Source organism: Streptomyces sp. NPDC057623, from assembly GCF_042800355.1.
Taxonomy (GTDB): domain Bacteria; phylum Actinomycetota; class Actinomycetes; order Streptomycetales; family Streptomycetaceae; genus Streptomyces.
Genome location: NZ_JBHVGZ010000020.1, coordinates 77,881 through 97,745 on the forward strand (window position 1 = coordinate 77,881; position 19,865 = coordinate 97,745).

The 19,865-nt window shown below is 70.0% G+C and carries 12 protein-coding genes; 5 read left to right on the plus strand and 7 right to left on the minus strand.

Annotated elements, in window-relative coordinates; all coding sequences use genetic code 11:
* The first annotated feature begins 203 nt into the window (after positions 1-203).
* A complete protein-coding gene (lexA, locus tag ACFU95_RS21770) occupies positions 204-983 on the plus strand; it encodes a transcriptional repressor LexA (protein WP_383829978.1) in 780 nt (259 codons plus the stop codon).
* Positions 984-1,151: 168 nt separating this feature from the next.
* Here the strand turns inward: lexA and ACFU95_RS21775 are convergent, their stop codons facing one another.
* The 4 genes from ACFU95_RS21775 to ACFU95_RS21790 all read right to left on the minus strand — a co-directional run bounded on the left by ACFU95_RS21775 (position 1,152) and on the right by ACFU95_RS21790 (position 8,617).
* Positions 1,152-3,137 (minus strand): ATP-dependent DNA helicase, encoded by a 1,986-nt coding sequence (locus ACFU95_RS21775; protein ID WP_383829981.1) that lies wholly within the window; start codon positions 3,135-3,137, stop codon positions 1,152-1,154.
* 460 nt (positions 3,138-3,597) lie between these two features.
* Positions 3,598-4,401 carry a GNAT family N-acetyltransferase gene (locus tag ACFU95_RS21780; RefSeq protein ID WP_383829984.1) on the minus strand — a complete coding sequence of 268 codons (804 nt, stop codon included), beginning with the start codon at positions 4,399-4,401 and terminating at the stop codon, positions 3,598-3,600.
* A gap of 173 nt (positions 4,402-4,574) precedes the next feature.
* Entirely contained in the window at positions 4,575-6,554 is a 1,980-nt protein-coding gene (locus ACFU95_RS21785; protein ID WP_383830110.1) for an IucA/IucC family protein, read from the minus strand.
* Between the two features lie 368 nt (positions 6,555-6,922).
* Positions 6,923-8,617, minus strand: coding sequence for a diaminobutyrate--2-oxoglutarate transaminase family protein (locus tag ACFU95_RS21790; RefSeq protein WP_383829987.1), 1,695 nt, complete (start codon positions 8,615-8,617; stop codon positions 6,923-6,925).
* 412 nt (positions 8,618-9,029) lie between these two features.
* Here ACFU95_RS21790 and ACFU95_RS21795 point away from each other — a divergent pair, with 412 nt between their 5' ends.
* From ACFU95_RS21795 to ACFU95_RS21810, 4 genes are all read left to right on the plus strand, one after another.
* Complete coding sequence (locus tag ACFU95_RS21795) at positions 9,030-9,968, plus strand: amidohydrolase family protein (protein ID WP_383829990.1); 939 nt, start codon at positions 9,030-9,032, stop codon at positions 9,966-9,968.
* Between the two features lie 120 nt (positions 9,969-10,088).
* On the plus strand, positions 10,089-10,937 hold the full coding sequence (locus tag ACFU95_RS21800) for an alpha/beta fold hydrolase (RefSeq protein WP_383829993.1): 849 nt from the start codon (positions 10,089-10,091) through the stop codon (positions 10,935-10,937).
* Positions 10,938-11,171: 234 nt separating this feature from the next.
* On the plus strand, positions 11,172-12,398 hold the full coding sequence (locus ACFU95_RS21805; protein WP_383829996.1) for a trypsin-like serine peptidase: 1,227 nt from the start codon (positions 11,172-11,174) through the stop codon (positions 12,396-12,398).
* 283 nt (positions 12,399-12,681) lie between these two features.
* On the plus strand, positions 12,682-13,887 hold the full coding sequence (locus tag ACFU95_RS21810; protein ID WP_383829999.1) for a trypsin-like serine peptidase: 1,206 nt from the start codon (positions 12,682-12,684) through the stop codon (positions 13,885-13,887).
* A 147-nt stretch (positions 13,888-14,034) separates the two neighbouring features.
* Here the strand turns inward: ACFU95_RS21810 and hflX are convergent, their stop codons facing one another.
* From hflX to ACFU95_RS21825, 3 genes are all read right to left on the minus strand, one after another.
* The gene (gene hflX, locus ACFU95_RS21815) at positions 14,035-15,528 is read right to left on the minus strand and encodes a GTPase HflX (RefSeq protein ID WP_383830002.1); all 1,494 of its coding nucleotides are present in this window, start codon (positions 15,526-15,528) and stop codon (positions 14,035-14,037) included.
* 207 nt (positions 15,529-15,735) lie between these two features.
* Positions 15,736-17,316, minus strand: coding sequence for a M1 family metallopeptidase (locus ACFU95_RS21820; RefSeq protein WP_383830005.1), 1,581 nt, complete (start codon positions 17,314-17,316; stop codon positions 15,736-15,738).
* 158 nt (positions 17,317-17,474) lie between these two features.
* Complete coding sequence (locus ACFU95_RS21825) at positions 17,475-19,664, minus strand: RelA/SpoT family protein (RefSeq protein WP_383830008.1); 2,190 nt, start codon at positions 19,662-19,664, stop codon at positions 17,475-17,477.
* Between the last annotated feature and the right edge of the window lie 201 nt (positions 19,665-19,865).

Sequence of the window (19,865 nt, forward strand, 5' to 3'; positions counted from 1 at the left end):
GGGCGGCAACCTACGAGGTCGTCACCCCGGCGGTGAAGGGTACAACAATGAGCCCTTTTGCCCGTCGGGCATCGCGTCAGCCATACACCTGGACACACGATCACGTCAGGTGATTCGCGATTTTTCACTCGAACGTGTGTTTGGCGCAACCTTTCGAAAGCAACTACCGTTGTGCAGCAGGGAGACCATCGAGAGGGGCCGACGTGACCACCACCGCAGACAGTGCCACCATCACTGCCCAGGACCGCTCCCAGGGCCGACTCGAGCCGGTGCATGCGATGAACGAAGCCATGAATCCCGAGGCGCACAAGCGCTCCCTGCCGGGGCGACCTCCCGGCATCCGGGCAGACAGCTCAGGGCTTACGGATCGGCAGCGCCGTGTGATCGAGGTCATCAGGGATTCGGTGCAGCGGCGTGGCTATCCGCCGTCGATGCGGGAGATCGGCCAGGCGGTCGGCCTGTCCAGCACCTCATCCGTGGCACACCAGCTGATGGCACTGGAGCGCAAGGGCTTCCTCCGCCGTGACCCGCACCGCCCGCGCGCGTACGAGGTGCGCGGCTCCGACCAGGCCGCCTCCGTGCAGCCCACGGACACCACCGGCAAGCCCGCCGCGTCGTACGTTCCGCTGATCGGCCGTATCGCCGCCGGTGGCCCCATCCTCGCGGAGGAGTCGGTCGAGGACGTCTTCCCCCTCCCCCGCCAGTTGGTCGGCGACGGCGAGCTGTTCGTCCTGAAGGTCGTCGGTGACTCGATGATCGAGGCCGCGATCTGCGACGGCGACTGGGTCACGGTCCGGCGTCAGCCGGTCGCCGAGAACGGCGACATCGTGGCCGCGATGCTCGACGGCGAGGCCACCGTCAAGCGTTTCAAGCGCGAGGACGGCCACGTCTGGCTCCTCCCGCACAACTCCGCGTACGAGCCGATTCCCGGTGACGACGCGACCATCCTGGGCAAGGTGGTGGCGGTGCTGCGGCGCGTGTGACGGCCGCTGCGGGCGAAGCCGAAGGCGGCGCCCTCTGACCGGGCCCCGGGACCCCTGCGCCGGTTCCGGGGCCCTGTGCTGTTCGGGTTCTGTGCGGTGCACAGAACCCGAAATCAGCGGATGCAAGATTGGGGGAGCCTGTCGCGGCGCCGCGACAGGCTCCCCCAATCACTGTTCAGCCTCGGCCTCTGCCTTCGTCGCCACTGCGTCGATCGCGGACAGCGACTTTCGAACCTGGTTACGGTCCGTGGTGTACCAGAAGTCGGGCAGTGACGCCTTCAGATAGCTCCCGTACCGGGCCGTGGCCAGTCGCTGGTCCAGTACGGCGACCACGCCGCGGTCCCCCGACGCCCGTACGAGACGGCCGGCGCCCTGGGCCATGAGCAGCGCGGCATGAGTGGCGGCGACCGCCATGAAGCCGTTGCCGCCTGCGTCCTCCACCGCCTTCTGGCGGGCGCTCATCAGCGGGTCGTCCGGGCGCGGGAACGGGATCTTGTCCATGACGACCAGCTGACAGCTGGGGCCGGGGACATCGACGCCCTGCCACAAGGAGAGCGTGCCGAACAGGCACGTCTTCGGGTCGCCGGCGAAGTTCTTGATCAGTTCCCCGAGCGTCTCCTCGCCCTGAAGGAGGATCGGGAACTCAGGGATGCGCGAACGAAGCTCCTCGGCGGCCAGCTGCGCGCCTCGCATCGAGGAGAAGAGACCGAGCGTGCGGCCGCCTGCCGCCTGGATCAGTTCGGTCAGCTCGTCGAGCATGTCCACGCGGTCGCCGTCCCGCGCGGGGCGCGACAGATGCTTGGCGACATACAGAATGCCCTGCTTGCGGTACTCGAAGGGGGAGCCGACGTCCACCCCCTTCCACTGCGGAAGGTCATCGCCCTCCGTGCCCTCGGGAGCGAGCCCCAGGGACGCACCGACGCCGTTGAAGTCGCCGCCGAGCTTCAAGGTCGCGGAGGTCAGAACGACGGAACGGTCCGTGAAGAGCTTCTCCCGCAACAGACCCGACACGGACATGGGAGCCACCCGCAAGGACGCTCCGAAACGGTCGTGACGCTCGTACCAGACGACGTCCCACTCGGAACCGTTCGTGATCCGCTCCGCCACGTCGTGCACAGTCTCGACCGACGCCAGCGCCTGCTTACGGACCGCGTCCTCGTCCTGCACGGACTTGTCGCGCGTCGCACCGATCCCGGAGATGACGGTGCGGCAGGCGTCGCGCAGCGCCATGAGCGCGTAGCCGAGATCCTCCGGGATCTCCTCCAGCCGTCCCGGCAGGGCCAGCTCCATCAGCCGTTCGAAGCCCTCGGCGGCGGTCTGGAGCTGGTCGGCGGCCTTCTCGTTGACGAGCTTCGCGGCGCGGCGCACCGCACGGTTGACCTGGCCGGGCGTGAGTTCGCCGGTGGCGACTCCGGTGACCCGGGAGACCAGTTCGTGCGCCTCGTCGACGATCAGGACCTCGTGCTGCGGCAGGACGGGGGCGCCCTCGATGGCATCGATCGCCAGCAGCGCGTGATTCGTGACGACGACCTCCGCGAGCTTGGCGCGCTCACGGGCCATCTCGGCAAAGCACTCGGCGCCGTACGCGCACTTCGAAGCACCCAGGCACTCGCGCGACGACACCGACACCTGGGCCCAGGCCCGGTCGGACACACCGGGCGTCAGGTCGTCGCGATCGCCCGTCTCCGTCTCGTCCGACCAGTCACGCAGCCGCAGCAGGTCCTGCCCCAGCTTGCTGGTGGGTGCGGCCGCCTCGAACTGGTCGAAGAGTCCCTCCTCCTCGTCCTGCGGGACACCCTCGTGCAGGCGGTGCAGACACAGGTAGTTCGACCTGCCCTTGAGCATCGCGAACTCGGGGCGACGGCGCAGCAGAGGGTGCAGTGCGTCAACGGTGCGCGGCAGGTCCCGCTCCACGAGTTGCCGCTGGAGGGCCAGGGTGGCTGTCGCCACGACGACGCGTTCCCCCTGCGCGAGCGCGGGCACGAGGTAGCCCAGCGACTTTCCGGTGCCGGTGCCGGCCTGGACCAGCAGATGGGAATCACCGTCGATCGCCTCCGCGACGGATTCGGCCATGGTCACCTGGCCGGGGCGCTCCGTACCGCCGACGGCAGTGACAGCAGCATGCAGGAGTTCGGGGAGTGAGGGCTTCGTCATAGCGCGACCACCCTACGGCCCGGCACTGACAATCGGGCCCTCACGGTGGGGACGAGCGGCGGGATCAAGACCCGGCATTCCTCGGTTGGGGATCGGATCGGCTCGGGTGGGTGTGGGATCGGATCGATTGAGGTCACGAGGTGTACGCCTGTGATCCAGGTCGGTTCGGACGGGGCCGGCGGATGGGATGTGGCGGGGCTGTTTCGGCTGTGGCAGGGGTCGGCAGGTACGGATTCCGCGGGCCCGGTTCTGAGCGCCTCGTCTCGGACCATCAGCCCTGGCCGCGGGCGGGATCGACTCGGCCTGAATCAGGTTTGCCGCCCGGACCTGAGTCCAGTCTCTCTCGTCGGGACCTGAATCCAGTCTTTTGTCGCCGGGACCTGAATCCGGCTTCTCGTCGGCAGCGGAACCCCGATCGGCCCGAGCGGTGTACCAGAAGTGATGACGCTGCGACATGGCGTCACAGCAGGTGGCGCAGAGTCCGGTCCCTGACCATGAGGGCAGCCCGCTTGGCGGGCAGGTCGATCTCGGCGGAGAACCGGAAACCGGCGTCCAGGAAAGCAGCGACAGAAGGGGTGTTGCGAATATCGGGTTCGGCGATGATGCGAGCGCAGGCGGGACGCTTGTCGAGCGCGAGGTCGGCGACGGCTCGCAGGAGACTTCCGCCGAGTCCTCTCCCCCGGTCGCCGACGGCGCCGATGAGGAGATGGACACCGGTGTCATGGGGCCGAGCCGGGTAGTGCCGGGCCAGCGGGTCGAGATCGGCTCGGTAGATCTCCCAGTAGCTCATCGGCGTGCCTTCCAACAGACCCAGGCACGGGACGCTGCGTCCGTCACTGGTGAGATGCGACCGGAGGTGCTCCTCAGTCGCGTTCTGGGGTCCGGCGAGCCCCCAGAACGCCGCTACGGCGGGGTCGTTCATCCACCGGTCGATGATCGGAAGGTCTCGTTCGATCCGCACGGGGACGAGGTGAAGCACTCCTGCGGGGGTGCTGATCGGCCCCCAGTCGGCAATGTGGTCAAGCAGATCGTCGGCGAGCGGCAGGTCGGAGACGGCCGGGGTTGCGACTACGACTCGGGGCGCTGAGGTTGGGGCCGCGCCTGCGCCCGGGTTCCCCTCCCTGCCGGCAGCGGCGTCCTCCGCGAGGAGCGCGACGAGCTCATCAGGCAGGGGCATGTCCAGCGTGTCCTCGCTGTCTGCGCTGGGGTCGTGGTCGGTGACTGGGGCGGTACCGGCGTCGGCACTCGCGTCGGTGGGAGGCACAGTGACGCTCCTCTCGGGAGGCGGGGTGGGTCATGTTCCTCAGGGATGCAGGGGGTCGCTGAAGGGAGTCGGCGGATGCCGAAGGCGGCGAGGAAGCGGGGGGACGGAGGCGAGCGACCGCGGTGACCGGGCCCGAAAGCGCGGGGTGACGAGAGGCAAGGCGACAGCGACGTTCAGCTGTGCAGGGGGTTGGCGATGGTGACGTAGACGGACTGGGTGTCGACCGGACCGACGAGTTCGTCGAGGCCATGTACGCGGGTCAGCAGATTCGCCTTGCACCGCAGCACAGGTGAATCGAGCAGTCGCGCGGGCAGTGATGTGCTCAGCCGGGTGGGACCAGAGGCCAGGTCGCCGAGGAAGCGGCGGAAGGCGGCCAGCAGCAGCTGTTCGTCGGCAAGGCCCTGGGAACCGAACGCGCCGATGAGGCCCAGCACGTTGTTGATCGCGAGGTAGTACGCGAAACGCTCGTCGGTGACCTCGTCCGAGACGAAGGTGTCACTGTGCTCACCGATGCCGGGAAGCCGGGCGTCGAGCTCCGCGCGGCGGGACTCACGGAAGTAGTAGCCCTGGTTGTCGCGGTACCGGCCGCCCGAGGGCCAGCCGTCACCGTCCAGCAGGAGCAGCGTGTTCTGCTGGTGCGCTTCCAGGGCGATTCCTGCTTCGGCGTCCAGCCACAGCACTGGGCGGACGACCTGTTGGAGGTAGCGCAGAAACCACTCGGCGGCAACGGCTCCGCGAGAGCGGCCCGTTCGGCCGGCGAGACGCGTGACGGCTTCGGCAAGGCGGGACCTGAGGAACTCCTTGCCGGACCGAGGCTGATCGGAGGCCGTGCCGGGTTCTGCGCGAGGAAGGGGCGATACGAGCCCGGCTACGCAGGAAACGTTGTCGGAAGGCTTGAACGGGTTGTGCCTGATCACCACGTCAAGGCCGGGCAGAGGAACGCCATCGGGTCCGTCGACGGCGAGCCACGCCGGGTCGCGAATGATGTCGAACCCCGGGTGCGCGGCCTGCCACCGGGTCGAAAGGCCGCTGCGCAGGAGTCGGTGCACCTCGACGCCGCGGTGGAGCTCCTTGCGGAGGTTCTCACGGCGGGAGTTGGTGATCCGCAGGCCCAGCGAGAGCTTGAGCATGGCGGTGGCACCGGATGCGTGGACGGTTCGTACGGAGGAGGTGGGATGCCACGCGGCGCCGTGAGCTCCGAGGTCCCGGAGCAGTCCGGCCTCGGCCAGGGCGGCGATGTCGGGGTGGTGCAGGACCTCGCGCTGTTGCCAGGGGTGCAGGGGCAGGGCCGCGTACCCGTCGGGCAACGGCAGCTGCGGGCCTGCGAGTCGGGCCGTGAGCCGGGCGGCGGGGACGACACGGCCACGTTCTGTCCAAGCCGAGTCAGTGGCGAGCAAGGAGGGAGCGACAGCCAGCCAGTGCAAGGGGAAGGAGCCGCGCAACTCGGGTGAGAAGCGCCGTGCCTCGGCCTCGGAGAGACCCTCGCGGCTCTTCGGCGTCGGGTGAAGCGGGTGCCCCAGCAAGAGTGCCTGCTCGGCCGCGAGGAAGCGGTCGGCGCAGTCGACGGGGTTCTCACGGCGCTCGCTGATGAACGTGACGGTACGTCGGACAGAGTCGGCGACGCGGGCGACGAGGTCGTTGGACGCGGCGGAGATCCCGGTGGCGGCCAGGTTTGCGGACGTCGGAGAAGCGGGCGATTCGGATACGGGACGTGGCGGAGGTACGACGGATTTCGGGGGTCCGGCGGCTGCCGACGAGACGGACAGGCCAGGGACGCGGGTGGCGGCAGAGGAGTCGCAGACGGAGGAGAAAGGGTTGCCGTTCCCGGGCGTCTCCCTGAGGAGCAGTGCGGCGAGGGTGACCGCGTCGGTCGGCGGGGACTGAGCCGGGGCGTCGGCCAGGTACGGGAGGCCGAAGCGGTGCCAACCCGTCGGGGACCAGTAGTGGACCGGGACCAGCAGGGTGGTGCCGGTGGCGGGCAGGGCGATGCGGAGGAGCCCGTTGTCGGGTGCCTGGACGTGGGTCTCGCGTACCCAACAGCGGAGCAGGTTCTCCACCGCGGCGGCCTGGGCTGCGATGTGCGCGTCGGGATGCTCCAGGAAGTCGGGGGCGGCGCCGGGCAGGCATTCGGTGTCCGTGGCACCGCTCTTCATCGGCGCGAGTACCGGCATCCGAGCAGCGGCGGTCTTCGGTACCGGCGCGGGCGGCTCCTGTTGGGAGATCTGTGGGGCGGAGGAGATCCGTGTGCGGGTGTCGGTACGGCCGTCGGCTGTGGGGGTGGTCGTCAAGGCTGGTCCTCTTGAAGTGGTCCCGGCTGTACGGCGACAGCCGCCGTGCTGCGGTGTGTGGGGGCGTGGCCTTGATCGGCCCGCGTTCCAAGGTGCGCTCGGAGGGGGTGTGTCAGGTGGCGGTGAGGATTCGATGGGAAGTGAGGGGGCGTTCGGGAGTGAGTCGGTCGACGGACACCCACGCGACGGCAAGGGGCGGGGTGGGTGGTGGCGCGCCCCCACCGGCTGCCGCGCTATCCGGCCCTGCCGGCCCGATCGCCGTGTCCTCGGTGGCCCGGGTGCCGCTGGTGAACCTGGACGTGGCCGGTGTGACCGGTGCGGCCACGGGACACCGCGTCCACCGCGTCGGCGAGCCGGTCCAGCACCGCGTCGGCCTGCTCGTCGCTGATGGTCAGCGGCGGGAGCAGCCGTACGACGCTGGAGTGGCGGCCGCCGAGTTCGACGATCAGGCCCCGTCGAAGGCACTCGCGCTGGATTGCGGCCGCGAGTTCGGGCGCAGCTGGGCGTGGGTGACTGTCGGGTTCCCGCACTGCCGCCGCCCTTGCTCCTCCGCCGCCGGGCACGACGCCCGAGAAGGCGCCGGCGATGCGCGCAGGGTCGCGACTCACGAGATCGCCGGCCCCACCGTCTCCAGGCCGAGCGCGATCGGCCTGGGCACCCGGTTCGTGCCGGCCGGGAACACCCCCGGGTCCCGCCGGAGCCAGGGCACCCAGCTCGCTCCCTGCCCTCTCAGGCGCCGCCGGCCCCGCCGAGCTTCCCTGGTCGCGCGCGGATGGGGCCTGAGGCTCCACCACCTCGACCCCGATCATCAGCCCCCGTCCCCGTACATCACCGATGCACGGGTACTCCCCTGCGAGTCCCTGAAGTCGGCGAAGCATCCGCGAGCCCAGTTCGGCCGCCCGCTCGGCGAGCTGGTTCTCGCGGACGTACGCGAGGGTCGCTGCTCCGGCGGCCATGGCGAGCTGGTTGCCACGGAACGTTCCGGCGTGAGCCCCGGGTTGCCAGGCGTCGAGTTCGTCGCGGTAGACGATCACCGCCAGGGGCAGGCTGCCGCCGATGGCCTTGGAGAGGACCATGACGTCGGGGGTGACGCCGCTGTGCTCCACGGCCCAGAAGGCGCCGGTACGCCCGACCCCTGTCTGGACCTCGTCGGCGATGAGTGGGATGGCACGGTCGGCCGTGATCTGCCGCATGCGCCGCAGCCAGGCGTCCGGCGCGGGAATCACGCCGCCCTCGCCTTGGACGGGTTCGAGGATCATCCCCGAGGGATGCGGCACTCCTGACTTGGGGTCTTCAAGGACGGACTCGGTCCAGCGGGCGGCGAGTTCGGCACCGTGTTCGCCGCCGACGCCGAAGGGGCAGCGGTAGTCCTGCGGGTAGGGAAGGCGCGCGACCCGTACGTCGAAGGCGCCCCCGGACGCTTCGAGCGCTCCGGCGGTCATCCCGTGGTAGGCGCCGCTGAAAGCGAGGATTCCGGTCCGCCCCGTCGCGGCCCGGACGAGCTTGAAGGCGGCCTCCACCGCGTCGGTACCGGCCGGTCCGCAGAACTGCACGCGCGCGTGGTCGGCGAGGCCGGGCGGCAGTGTGCGGAACAGCTCGGTGATGAAGGCGTCCTTGACGGGGGTCGCCAGGTCGAGGACGTGCAGCGGGGCGCCCGAGTCCAGGACCTTGCGGATGGCCTCCAGGACCACGGGGTGGTTGTGCCCGAGCGCCAAGGTCCCGGCGCCGGAGAGGCAGTCCAGGTAGCGGCGGCCGTCGGCTCCCTCGATGGTCAATCCCCGCGCCCGCACCGGCACGATCGGCAGAGCACGCGCGTAGGTGCGCGCCGCCGACTCACGCGCCGACTGCCGCCGCAGGATCCCCTCGTGCACAGCGCGCGCACCCGCCGACTCGGACGTATCCCCACGCACAGATTCGGTCACGGCCATGGCTCCCTGTCCTCCCGCTGTCCAGGGGCGAGCAGGTCTCTCGCAGCCTCGCCCGACCCGACATACGAAGCCCCGCGAGCGTCCACTCGAAACTCCGGGGAACTGGGCTCGGAGGACCGCACACAGACAGCAGGCCCCCCACCGCTACCAACCCCGGACCGTTCACCGGGTTACGGGTTGCTTCAAGATCCTTACCGGCCACGCGGTCGACGGCTCCACCACGGACCCGGGCTCGCCCACGCGGGTGATTCCCCGGTCGGCCACACCCGCTGTCCGGGGCCAGACCGAGCTCCCGCCCCCGCAGCCCCTCCCAGGGGGGGTACCTCTTGGAGGCGGGCGGCCCCGCCGCTGCCTGCTGCCCGCATCCCATCCCCATGCTCCCTACCCCGGACCCGAGGAGGCTCGGACAGACATGACGGACCCGGCGCGGATCGATGTACACCAGCACCTGGTCCCACCGGACCGCAGCCGTGCGATGGCCGACCGAGCCACGGCCCTGGGCTGGCCCGCTCCCGTATGGGATGTTCAGAGCGCGATCGCGATGATGGACCGCCGGTCGATTGCCACTGGCCTCCTGTCGTTTCCCGCTCCGGTCGCAGCCCCGGACGACCCCGCCGCGGCCCGCGCCGGCGCCCGGAGTGTGAACGAATACACCGCCGAAGTCGTCAAGGACCGGCCCGATCGCTTCGGTCACTTCGCCGCTCTCCCCCTGCCCGACGTGGACGCCGCGCTCGCCGAGGCCGCCTACGCGCTGGACGAGTTGAACGCGGACGGGCTGATGGTTCTGTCCAACGTCCAGGGCAGCTACCTCGGCGACCCGGCGTTCGAACCGCTCTGGGCCGAGCTGGACACCCGTGCGGCTGTCGTCCTCGTCCACCCCACCGCGCCGCCGGTCGCTCCGATCCCCGGCCTTCCCAGCCCTCTGGTGGACTTCCCCTACGACACCGCCCGCACTGCCCTTCACCTGGCCCTGAACGGTGTGCCAGGGCGGTACCCCCGGATCAAGATGATCCTTCCGCACGCCGGCGGCTTCCTGCCGTACGCCGCCCACCGCTTCGCGGTCGCCGCCAGGCTCCACCCCGACTCCACACCCGAGAGGCTGCTGAGCGGCCTTCGGCGCTTCTACTTCGACACCGCCATCTCCGCCGGCCCGGCCGCCCTCCCGTCACTGCTCGCCTTCGCCGCGCCCGGACACGTCCTGTACGGCAGCGACTTCCCCATGCTTCCCGAGGAGTGGGCCACCGACTTCGACAGCGGACTGGACGACTACCCGCACTGGGAGCCCGAACAGCTCCACGCCGTCAACCGTGGCAACGCCGAACTCCTCATGCCTCGCCTGGCCCGGTCCTGACTCCGGGACGGTCACACGGCGGCGGCACGGCTGTCAGGCTGGGTGAGGTCGAGGGCGTTCGACGAGCCGACCGCGTCCAGGAACACGAAACGACACTTCACGATGAGACGGAGCCCTGCGATGCGCAGCGACGTTTTCGAGGCCGACGGAGCGCGGCTGTACCACGAAGTGCGCGGTAGCGGGCCTGCCTTGCTGATGATCAGCGGGGCCGGAGGGGACGCCGGATACTACTCGGGGGTCGCCGAGGAACTGGCCGATGCCTTCACCGTGATCACATACGACCGGCGAGGCAACTCCCGCAGCACCGGCCGCTCCGTCGGACCGATGGAGCTCGCCCAGCAGGCGGCCGACGCCCGCCGGCTGATCGAGTCGGTGGCGGGCGGACGTGCGCTTGTGTTCGGCAACAGTGGCGGCGCGATCATCGGTCTCACACTGGCCGCACTGCACCCTCAGGTACTGACCGGGCTCGTCGCGCACGAGCCGCCGGCCGTGAACGTCTTGCCGGACGACGACCCCGACCGCGGTTTCTTCGCCGACATGGCCGCGCTGTACGCCGAGGGCGGCGCTCCGGCGGCGGGGCGCCGTTTCGCGGAGACGACACGCGGCGAGGGGACGTACCGCTGGCCCGACGACCTCTGGAAGCGGTTCCTGGGGAACCAGGACCACCTGTTCGGCACGGAGTGGCCCGGATTCGCGGGCTTCCGTCCCGACAGCGAGGTGCTGAAGGCGGTGCCCTTCCCGATCGTGCTCGCCGCCGGCGCCGCCGACCGCGGTGCGTACTACGCACGGCCCTCGGTCGAGATCGCCCGCCGGATCGGTGTGCCTTGGGTGGAGTTCCCCGGCATCCACATGGAGTTCCTGCGGCATCCGGCGATCTTCGCTGGAGCGCTGCGGGTGGTGGCGACCCAGATGCTGAGCCGTACGGGCAAAGTGCCCGCGGAGTGGGTGAGCGGTGGTCCCCGTCAATGATCTCCTGTCGGCCACGGATCGCAACAGGACGTCAAATCGGCATCTCCCTGGATGAATTGCCAGGTCAGACAGCCCGTAGCGAAACCGTTGCCGTTCCGTCGGAACTCCCCCACAGCGAGCGCATAGTGTGTGGTGCCGTTCCAACGTGTCGTGGCATCCCGCCGAATCAGCGAATGATCCGGGGAAGTTCACGGCCGCAGCGCCAAGTACCGCCACCTCAGGGGGAGTCAGATCATGCGATCGATACGGCCGTCGTTCACCGCTCGTCGGGGGAGGAACGCGCGCCGCACAAGCTCCCCACTGCCCGTGGTCGCGCTCGCCGCAGCGCTGGCCTTCACCGCGACGGCCTGTGAGTCGGGCGACGCCGAGGCGGGCGGCGAGGCCACCGCGTCCGCGGCGGCCGGGGGCGAGGGCGAAGGCAAGATCACGATCCCGGACGACATCAAGGACAAGCTCAAAGAGCACGGGATCGACATCGACAAGTGGAAGGGCGGCGCCTGGAAGCAGTGGGACAAGGACGACTGGCTCCGCGAGGCCCAGGACTACATCAACCCGATCATCGAGGGCTTGTGGGACCCGGACCGTATGCGGGACGCCGAGGATCCGGACCGGGGTGTCGACGACAGCGACCTCTCCGGTGACCAGGGCGTGACCGATCCGACGCCGGATCCCGTGGACGCACAGGCGGTGGCGCCCGCGTATCACGCCAACGCTCCCGAGGCGGGCAAGGTGTTCTTCGACTCCCCCGAAGGCACGATGGTCTGCTCGGCGACGGTCGTTCAGGACCCGGCCAACCCCGGCAAGTCCAACATGGTGTGGACGGCCGGCCACTGCGTGCACGCCGGCAAGAGCGGCGGCTGGTACCGCAACATCGCGTTCGTGCCGTCGTACAACGACGCGGGCATGACGGCCGCTGAGATCAAGAACGCCACGCGGGAGAAGGTCGCCCCGTACGGCGTCTGGTGGGCCGACTGGGCGCAGACCTCGGACCAGTGGATCGCGCAGGGTGGCGCGACGGGCGGTGACGGCGCCTCGTACGACTTCGCCGTGCTGCATGTGAAGCCGGAGGAGGGCAGCAACGGCAAGTCCCTGGAGGAGATGGTCGGTTCGGCCCTCCCGGTGGACTTCAACGCCCCCGCCGTCCCCGAGGTGGACAGCATCAAGGCGATCGGCTACCCGGCGGCGGCGCCGTTCGACGGCCAGAAGCTGTACCAGTGCCAGGACAAGCCGGGCCGGCTGTCGCTCAAGACGTCGGACCCGACGATGTACCGCATCGGCTGCACCATGACCGGCGGTTCATCCGGCGGCGGCTGGCTCGCGACGGGCACGGACGGCAAGCCGGCCCTCGTGTCCAACACCTCCATCGGACCGGTGAAGTCGGGCTGGCTGGCAGGTCCGCGGCTCGGCAAGGAGGCCAAGGTCATCTTCGACGGGGTGAGCAAGAAGTTCGCCGGTCGGTGAGGTCCACCGGATACCGGTCAGTGACAACACCATAGGCGGCGGTGGCGGTGGAGAGCGGGAGAAACCTTCACCGCCTCACCGCCGTTCGCCCTCAACTCCACGGGCATAGTGGGGTGTCGCGTCCGAGGGGGCCGCACGAGAGTGTGCGCGCCCCCTTTGTGACCAGCACTGGCACACCTGGCAGCACCTTGCATTTCACAGCCGGCCTCTGACATCACCTGACGTCAGGCATGACGGCACAGCACGCTCCAACGGGGGTTACCGCACCATGCGTTCCGCACACATGCCCACAGCTCCACGCCGCAGGCGGCGCTCCGCCCTCGCCGCCGCCGGCCTCGTCGCCGCTGTGTCGCTCACCGCGACCGCCTGTGGCGGCTCGGTCGCGGACGCGGCGAACGACAAGGCCGACGCTGCCGCGTCCCAGGCCGCCGACCTCGGCAACGGCAACGGCAACGGCAAGATCGAGATTCCCACCGACATCGCCGACAAGCTCAAGGAGCACGGCATCGACGTCGACAAGTGGGCCAGCGGTGGCTGGCAGGACTGGGACAAGGACAAGTGGCTCAGTGAGGCCAAGGACTTCGTCAACCCGGTGATCGAGGGCCTCTGGAAGCCCGACCGGATGCAGTCCGCCAAGGAGGCCAACAAGACGGTCACCACCCAGGACGCCGCGGCCGACCAGGGCGTGAGTGACCCGGAGCCGGCGCCCGTCCAGGCCACGGCCGAGAAGACTCCGTACCACGAGAACGCCGCCCCGGTCGGGAAGGTCTTCTTCGACTCCCCCGACGGCCCGGCCGTCTGTTCCGGCACGGTCATCAAGGACGTCAACCACCCCGGCAAGTCCAACCTCGTATGGACGGCCGGTCACTGTGTGCACGCCGGTGGCGACGGCGGCTGGTACCGCAACATCGTCTTCGTCCCGGCCTACAACGATCTCGGCAAGTCCGCGGCGCAGCTGAGCAACGCGAACGCCTCGGAGATCGCCCCGTACGGCAACTGGTGGGCGGACTGGGTCTCCACCTCGAACGAATGGATCCAGGGCGGATCGGAGACCGGCGGCGCGGGTGCCGCGTACGACTACTCCGTGCTGCATGTGAAGCCGGAGCAGGGCTCGAAGTCGCTCGAGGAGACGGTCGGCTCCGCCCTGGACGTGGACTTCTCGGCCCCGTCGGCAAGCGAGGCCGGCACGATGGGTGCCTGGGGTTACCCGGCGGCACCTCCGTACAACGGCCTGAAGATGTTCAAGTGCCTCGACCAGCCGGGCCGGTTCTCGCTCAGCCCGACCCTGCCGACGATGTACCGCATCGGCTGCACCATGACCGGCGGTTCGTCCGGCGGCGGCTGGTTCCGGGTCGTGGACGGCAAGACCAGGCTGGTGTCGAACACGTCGATCGGCCCCGAGGACAACACCTGGCTCGCGGGCCCGCAGCTGGGAGCGGGCGCAGAGGCGGTGTACCAGCACATGAGCAGGACGTACGGCGGCCGGTGACGCGCGGCGCGACCTACGGCGGTCGATGACGCACGTGGTCTGACACGTACGAAAGGCCCGCCCCTGCGACAGGGGCGGGCCTTCGTCGTTTCCGCGGTGACTCGGGCCGCCGTTCCAGGACGGTCAGGCGGGTCGGGTCACGCCCGGTCAGACGGTCGGCGCCGGAACGTACGGCGTGAGATCCGCCGCCAGTTCCTCATGCACCCGCACCTTGAGCAGCGTGCCCTCCGGGGTGTGCTCCTCGGAGATCACCTCGCCCTCGGTGTGGGCGCGGGCGACCAGCTTGCCGTGGGTGTACGGCACGAGCGCCTCGATCTCGACGGACGGGCGGGGCAGCTCGTTGTCGATCAGCGCGAGCAGTTCGTCCATGCCCTGGCCGGTGCGCGCCGAGACCGCGATCGAACGCTTCTCGATCCGCATCAGCCGCTGCAACGTCAGCGGATCGGCCGCGTCCGCCTTGTTGATCACGACGATCTCCGGTACGCCGGTGGCGCCGACGTCCCTGATCACCTCGCGCACGGCGGCCAGCTGCTCCTCCGGGTTCGGGTGCGAACCGTCCACCACGTGCAGGATCAGGTCGGACGCGCCGACCTCCTCCATGGTGGAGCGGAACGCCTCGACCAGGTGGTGCGGCAGGTGCCGTACAAAGCCGACGGTGTCGGCCAGCGTGTACATGCGGCCGCTCGGCGTCTCGGCCCGGCGCACGGTCGGGTCCAGGGTCGCGAACAGGGCGTTCTCGACCAGCACACCCGCGCCCGTGAGGCGGTTGAGCAGGGATGACTTGCCGGCGTTGGTGTAGCCGGCGATGGCGACCGAGGGCACCTTGTTGCGGCGGCGCACCTGGCGCTGAATGTCGCGCCCGGTCTTCATCTCCGCGATCTCCCGGCGCATCTTCGCCATCTTCTCGCGGATCCGTCGCCGGTCCGTCTCGATCTTGGTCTCACCGGGGCCACGGGTGGCGAGGCCGCCGCCCTTGCCGCCGCCCATCTGCCGGGACAGCGACTGACCCCAGCCTCGCAGCCTCGGCAGCATGTACTGCATCTGCGCGAGCGCGACCTGTGCCTTGCCCTCTCGGGACTTGGCGTGCTGGGCGAAGATGTCGAGGATCAGGGCCGTACGGTCGATGACCTTGACCTTGACGACGTCTTCGAGGTGGATGAGCTGGCCCGGGCTGAGCTCACCGTCGCAGATGACGGTGTCGGCGCCGGTCTCCAGCACGATGTCCCGCAGCTCACTGGCCTTGCCGGAGCCGATGTAGGTGGCCGCGTCGGGCTTGTCACGGCGCTGGATCACGCCGTCGAGCACCAGTGCGCCCGCGGTCTCCGCGAGGGCCGCGAGCTCCGCGAGGGAGTTGTCCGCGTCCTGCGCGGTCCCTGTGGTCCAGACACCGACGAGCACGACCCGCTCCAGGCGGAGCTGGCGGTACTCGACCTCGGTGACGTCCTCGAGCTCGGTGGAGAGGCCCGCCACGCGGCGCAGAGCCGCGCGCTCGGAGCGGTCGAACTGGTCGCCGTCCCGCTCTCCGTCGATCTCGTGGCTCCAGGCGACGTCCTCTTCCATCAGGGCATCGGCCCGAAGACCTTCGGGATAGGTGTGCGCGAAGCGCTGCGTGTCCTGGGAAGGGGAAGAAGAGGAGGTCATTGGGTCCTTACGTCGATGGGGAATCCGTGTGCGGCGACGGTGGCAGTGGCTCTGGTTCTCGGTCCGGCCCTTCGGAGCGAGTCCGCATCACCGGAAACTGTCCGTCACTACTCCCAACGCACGAGTGCGCCGCGAGATTCCCGCGCCCCGTGCCGTACCGTGCCGACCTGAAGATGGTCGCACGGCACGGCACGTCTCGTCACCGCCTTATTTCCCGGCCCTGTTCCCGGTCGCCTTCTTCCCAGCGGGCTGCTTTCCGCTGGCCTTCTTCCCCGCCGGCTTCTGGAGGTCCGCCGACTTCCACTCCGGCTCACCGGGCATCGGCGGGGTCTTCTCGCCGTACAGCCAGGCCTGCATGAATCCGTCGAGCTGCCGTCCGGAGATGTCCTCCGCGAGCGAGACGAAGTCCGCGGTCGTCGGGGAACGGTCCTTGTGGCGGTGCACCCAGGTGCGCTCCAGGCGCTCGAAGGCCGGGGCCCCGATCTCCTGGCGCAGGGCGTACAGGACCAGGGCGGCGCCGTCGTAGACGTTCGGCCGGAAGATCCCGTTCTTCTTGCCCGCCTCGGTCGCCTTGGGTGCCGCGGGAGGTCCGCCGGCCGCCCGCCAGCGGTCGGAGGCGGCGTACGCGGCCTTCATCCGGGCCTCCATGGGCCTGCCCGCCTTCTCCGCCGCGTACAGCGCCTCGTACCAGGTGGCGTGCCCTTCGCTGAGCCAGAGGTCGGACCAGGTGCCCGGGCTCACGCTGTCCCCGAACCACTGGTGCGCCAGCTCGTGCACCATGATCGACTCGACGTACCACTTCGGGAAGGCGGACTGGGTGAAGAGATCTCTCTCGAAGAGGGAGAGCGTCTGGGTCTCGAGCTCGAAGCCCGTGGAGGCCTCGGCCATGAGCAGGCCGTACGTCTCGAAGGGGTACCGCCCGATCTTGCTCTCCATCCAGGAGATCTGGCCCGGCGTCTTCTTCAGCCACGGTTCCAGCAGGTCGCGGTCCTTGGCGGGCACGACGTCCCGGACGGGCAGTCCGTGCGGGCCGGTGCGGTGCACCACCTTGGAACGGCCGATGGACACCTGGGCGAGTTCGGTGGCCATGGGGTGTCGGGTGCGATACGTCCATGTCGTCGCGCCGCCCGCGCGGTCCACGTCCGTCGGCAGGCCGTTGGCGACGGCGGTGTAGCCGTTGGGCGCGGTGACCCGGATGGTGAACATCGCCTTGTCGGAGGGGTGGTCGTTGCACGGGAACACCACGTGGGCGGCGTCGGCCTGGTTGGCCATGGCGAGGCCGTCCGAGGTCCGCACCCAGCCGCCGTCCCGGGTCTTCCCGTACACGGGATCGCTGGTGTGCCGCACGGTGATCCGCGTCCAGCTGCCGTCGGACAGCGGCTTCTCGGGGGTGACGACGAGGTCCTCACCGGCGCTGCGGAACGTCGCGGGCGCCCCGTCGACCTCGACGGACTCGACCTTGCCGTGGGCGAAGTCCAGGTTGACGCGGTCCAGGGCCCTGGTCGTCCAGGCGTCGATCGTGGTGACGGCCTGGAGGGGCTTGCTGTTGGTGCCGGCGTAGGTGAAGGAGAGGTCGTACGACGCCACGTCGTAACCGGGGTTGCCCAGGTGCGGGAAGAGGCGGTCGCCGACGCCCAGGGGTTCGGCGGGGGCGCTCGCGGCGAGGAGGCCGAGGGAGACGGCGACGGCGACCAGGGCGGACGCCGTGGCCCGTCGGCGGGATCCGGGACGGGTGTGAGGAGCGCCAGGGACTGGTCGCTGAGCCTCGGTGCGGGGGGTGAGCAGCATGCACCACGGCTATCAGCGCGCGCGTGCGAGGCATCGACGACGCGCGACCAGCACACTCGAACGGGTATGTCAGGTGGGTGCAGCCTTCGGGAAACAACCCGGGGTACGGGCCGGCAGCGGCTGAACGGGCCGACGCACCCGGCGATTCCCCGCGCCCGTCACACCCCCTGCGTCTGCGGCTGCGCCCTGCTCACGTCGTACACGCCCGCCACGTTCCGCATGGCCCGCATGAGCCCCGGCAGCTGCGCCGCGTCCGGGAGCTCGACCGTGTAGGTGTGGCGTACGCGCTGCTGGGTCGGGGGTTCGACCGTCGCCGAGACGATCTCCGCGCCCTCCAGGGCCATGGCCTCCGTGAGGTCCGCCAGCAGGTGGGGGCGAACGAACGATTCGGCGACCAGGGTGACCCGGCACTCGGTGGTGTCCCCCCAGCGCACGCCGACCTCCGCGCGCCCAGCGCCTTTCATCCGCGCCACCGCGGAGCACTGGACGCGATGAACCGTCACCACTCCCCCGCGCACGGCGAATCCGGTGACCTCGTCGGGGGGTACGGGGGTGCAACAACCGGCGAGGCGCACGGTCGCGCCGGGAAGGTCGACAAGCACGTCGCCGCCGGCGGACCGGCCGACCGGCCCCTCCGCGCCCGGCCGCAGGGCCGTCCCCTCCGAGGCAGCCGCCTGGTGCACGGACCCGTCCGCCGCCCCACGGAAGGCCACCCCGGCGTCCTTGACCTCGGGGGTGCCGTGCGAGGGATGCGCGGCCAGCCACCGCTGGATCGCGATCCGGGCAGCGGCCGTGTGGGCGTGCTCCAGCCACTCCCTGGAGGGCTCCGAGGCCGGGTCCTGGCCCATCAGGAGCTGGACGGTGTCGCCGTCCCGCAGAACCGTGCTGAGGGTCGCCAGGCGGCCGTTGACGCGGGCGCCGATGCACGCGTGCGCGTCCTCGCCGTACTGCGCGTACGCGGCGTCCACGCAGGTCGCGCCCTCGGGCAGCCCCAGGGTGCCGCCGTCGGGCCGGAAGACGGTGATCTCGCGGTCCTGGGCGAGGTCCTCGCGCAGCGTGGACCAGAAGGTGTCCGGGTCGGGAGCGGCCTCCTGCCAGTCCAGGAGGCGGGAGAGCCAGCCCGGGCGCGTGGGGTCGGCGCGCTCGCCGTCGTTCGCGGCGACCTGCTCCTCCGAAGGAGGAGCGTAGGGATTGCCGAGCGCGACGACACCGGCCTCGGCGACCTTGTGCATCTGGTGGGTACGGATGAGGACTTCGGCGACCTGGCCCTCCGCGCGGGCGACGGCCGTGTGCAGCGACTGGTACAGGTTGAACTTGGGGACGGCGATGAAGTCCTTGAACTCCGAGACGACCGGCGTCATACAGGTGTGCAGTTCGCCCAGGACGCCGTAACAGTCCGCGTCCTCGTTCACCAGCACCAGCAGCCGCCCGAAGTCGGCGCCGCGCAGCCGGCCGCGCTTGCGGGACACGCGGTGCACGGAGACGAAGTGCCGTGGCCGGATGAGGACTTCGGCCTGGATGTCGGCCTCGCGCAGGACCGTGCGCATCTCGACGGCCATCTCCGCCAGCGGATCGTCGGCGCGCGAGGCGTTCTGGACGATCAACTCCCGTGTGTGGGCGTACTCCTCGGGATGCAGGATCGCGAAGACCAGGTCCTCCAGCTCCGTCTTGAGCGCCTGGACGCCGAGCCGCTCGGCGAGCGGGATGAGGACGTCACGGGTCACCTTGGCGATGCGGGCCTGCTTCTCGGGGCGCATCACACCGAGGGTGCGCATGTTGTGCAGGCGGTCGGCGAGTTTGATCGACATCACGCGGACGTCGTTGCCGGTCGCGACGAGCATCTTGCGGAAGGTCTCGGGCTCGGCGGCGGCGCCGTAGTCGACCTTCTCCAGCTTCGTCACGCCGTCGACGAGGAAGCGGACCTCAGCGCCGAACTGCTCCCCGACCTGATCGAGGGTCACGTCCGTGTCCTCGACGGTGTCGTGGAGGAGTGAGGCCGTCAAGGTCGTGGTCTCGGCGCCCAGTTCGGCGAGGATCAGGGTCACCGCGAGCGGGTGCGTGATGTACGGCTCACCGCTCTTGCGCATCTGGCCGCGGTGCGAGGACTCGGCCAGCACATAGGCGCGGCGCAGCGGTTCGAGGTCCGCGTCGGGATGGTGGGCCCGGTGGGCGTCGACGACATGGCTGATCGCATCGGGCAGCCGACCGCGCGAGGCGGGACCGAGCAACGCCGCCCGGCCGAGGCGGCGCAGGTCGATGCGGGCGCGGGCCTTCCTGCGAGGCACCGCAGGCGTCACAGCGCCTGCTACCGGGCCTGGCGTCGCGGGATTCGTGGCCTCCGCACTCATGGGCACCTCCGGCTGCGTGGACCGGCGGACGGGGTGCCCCATGGCGGACACGGCTCAGGGGATGGCGACATCTCCCCCGTCCGGGCCGGTGCTTGATGCTACCGAGCCCATCACGTGCGACTGACCGCCTCTGGCCGAGCGTGAAACGGATCACCCATTCGAGCGAGGGTTTGTGGGTTTACGTTTTTGCGCCACACGGCG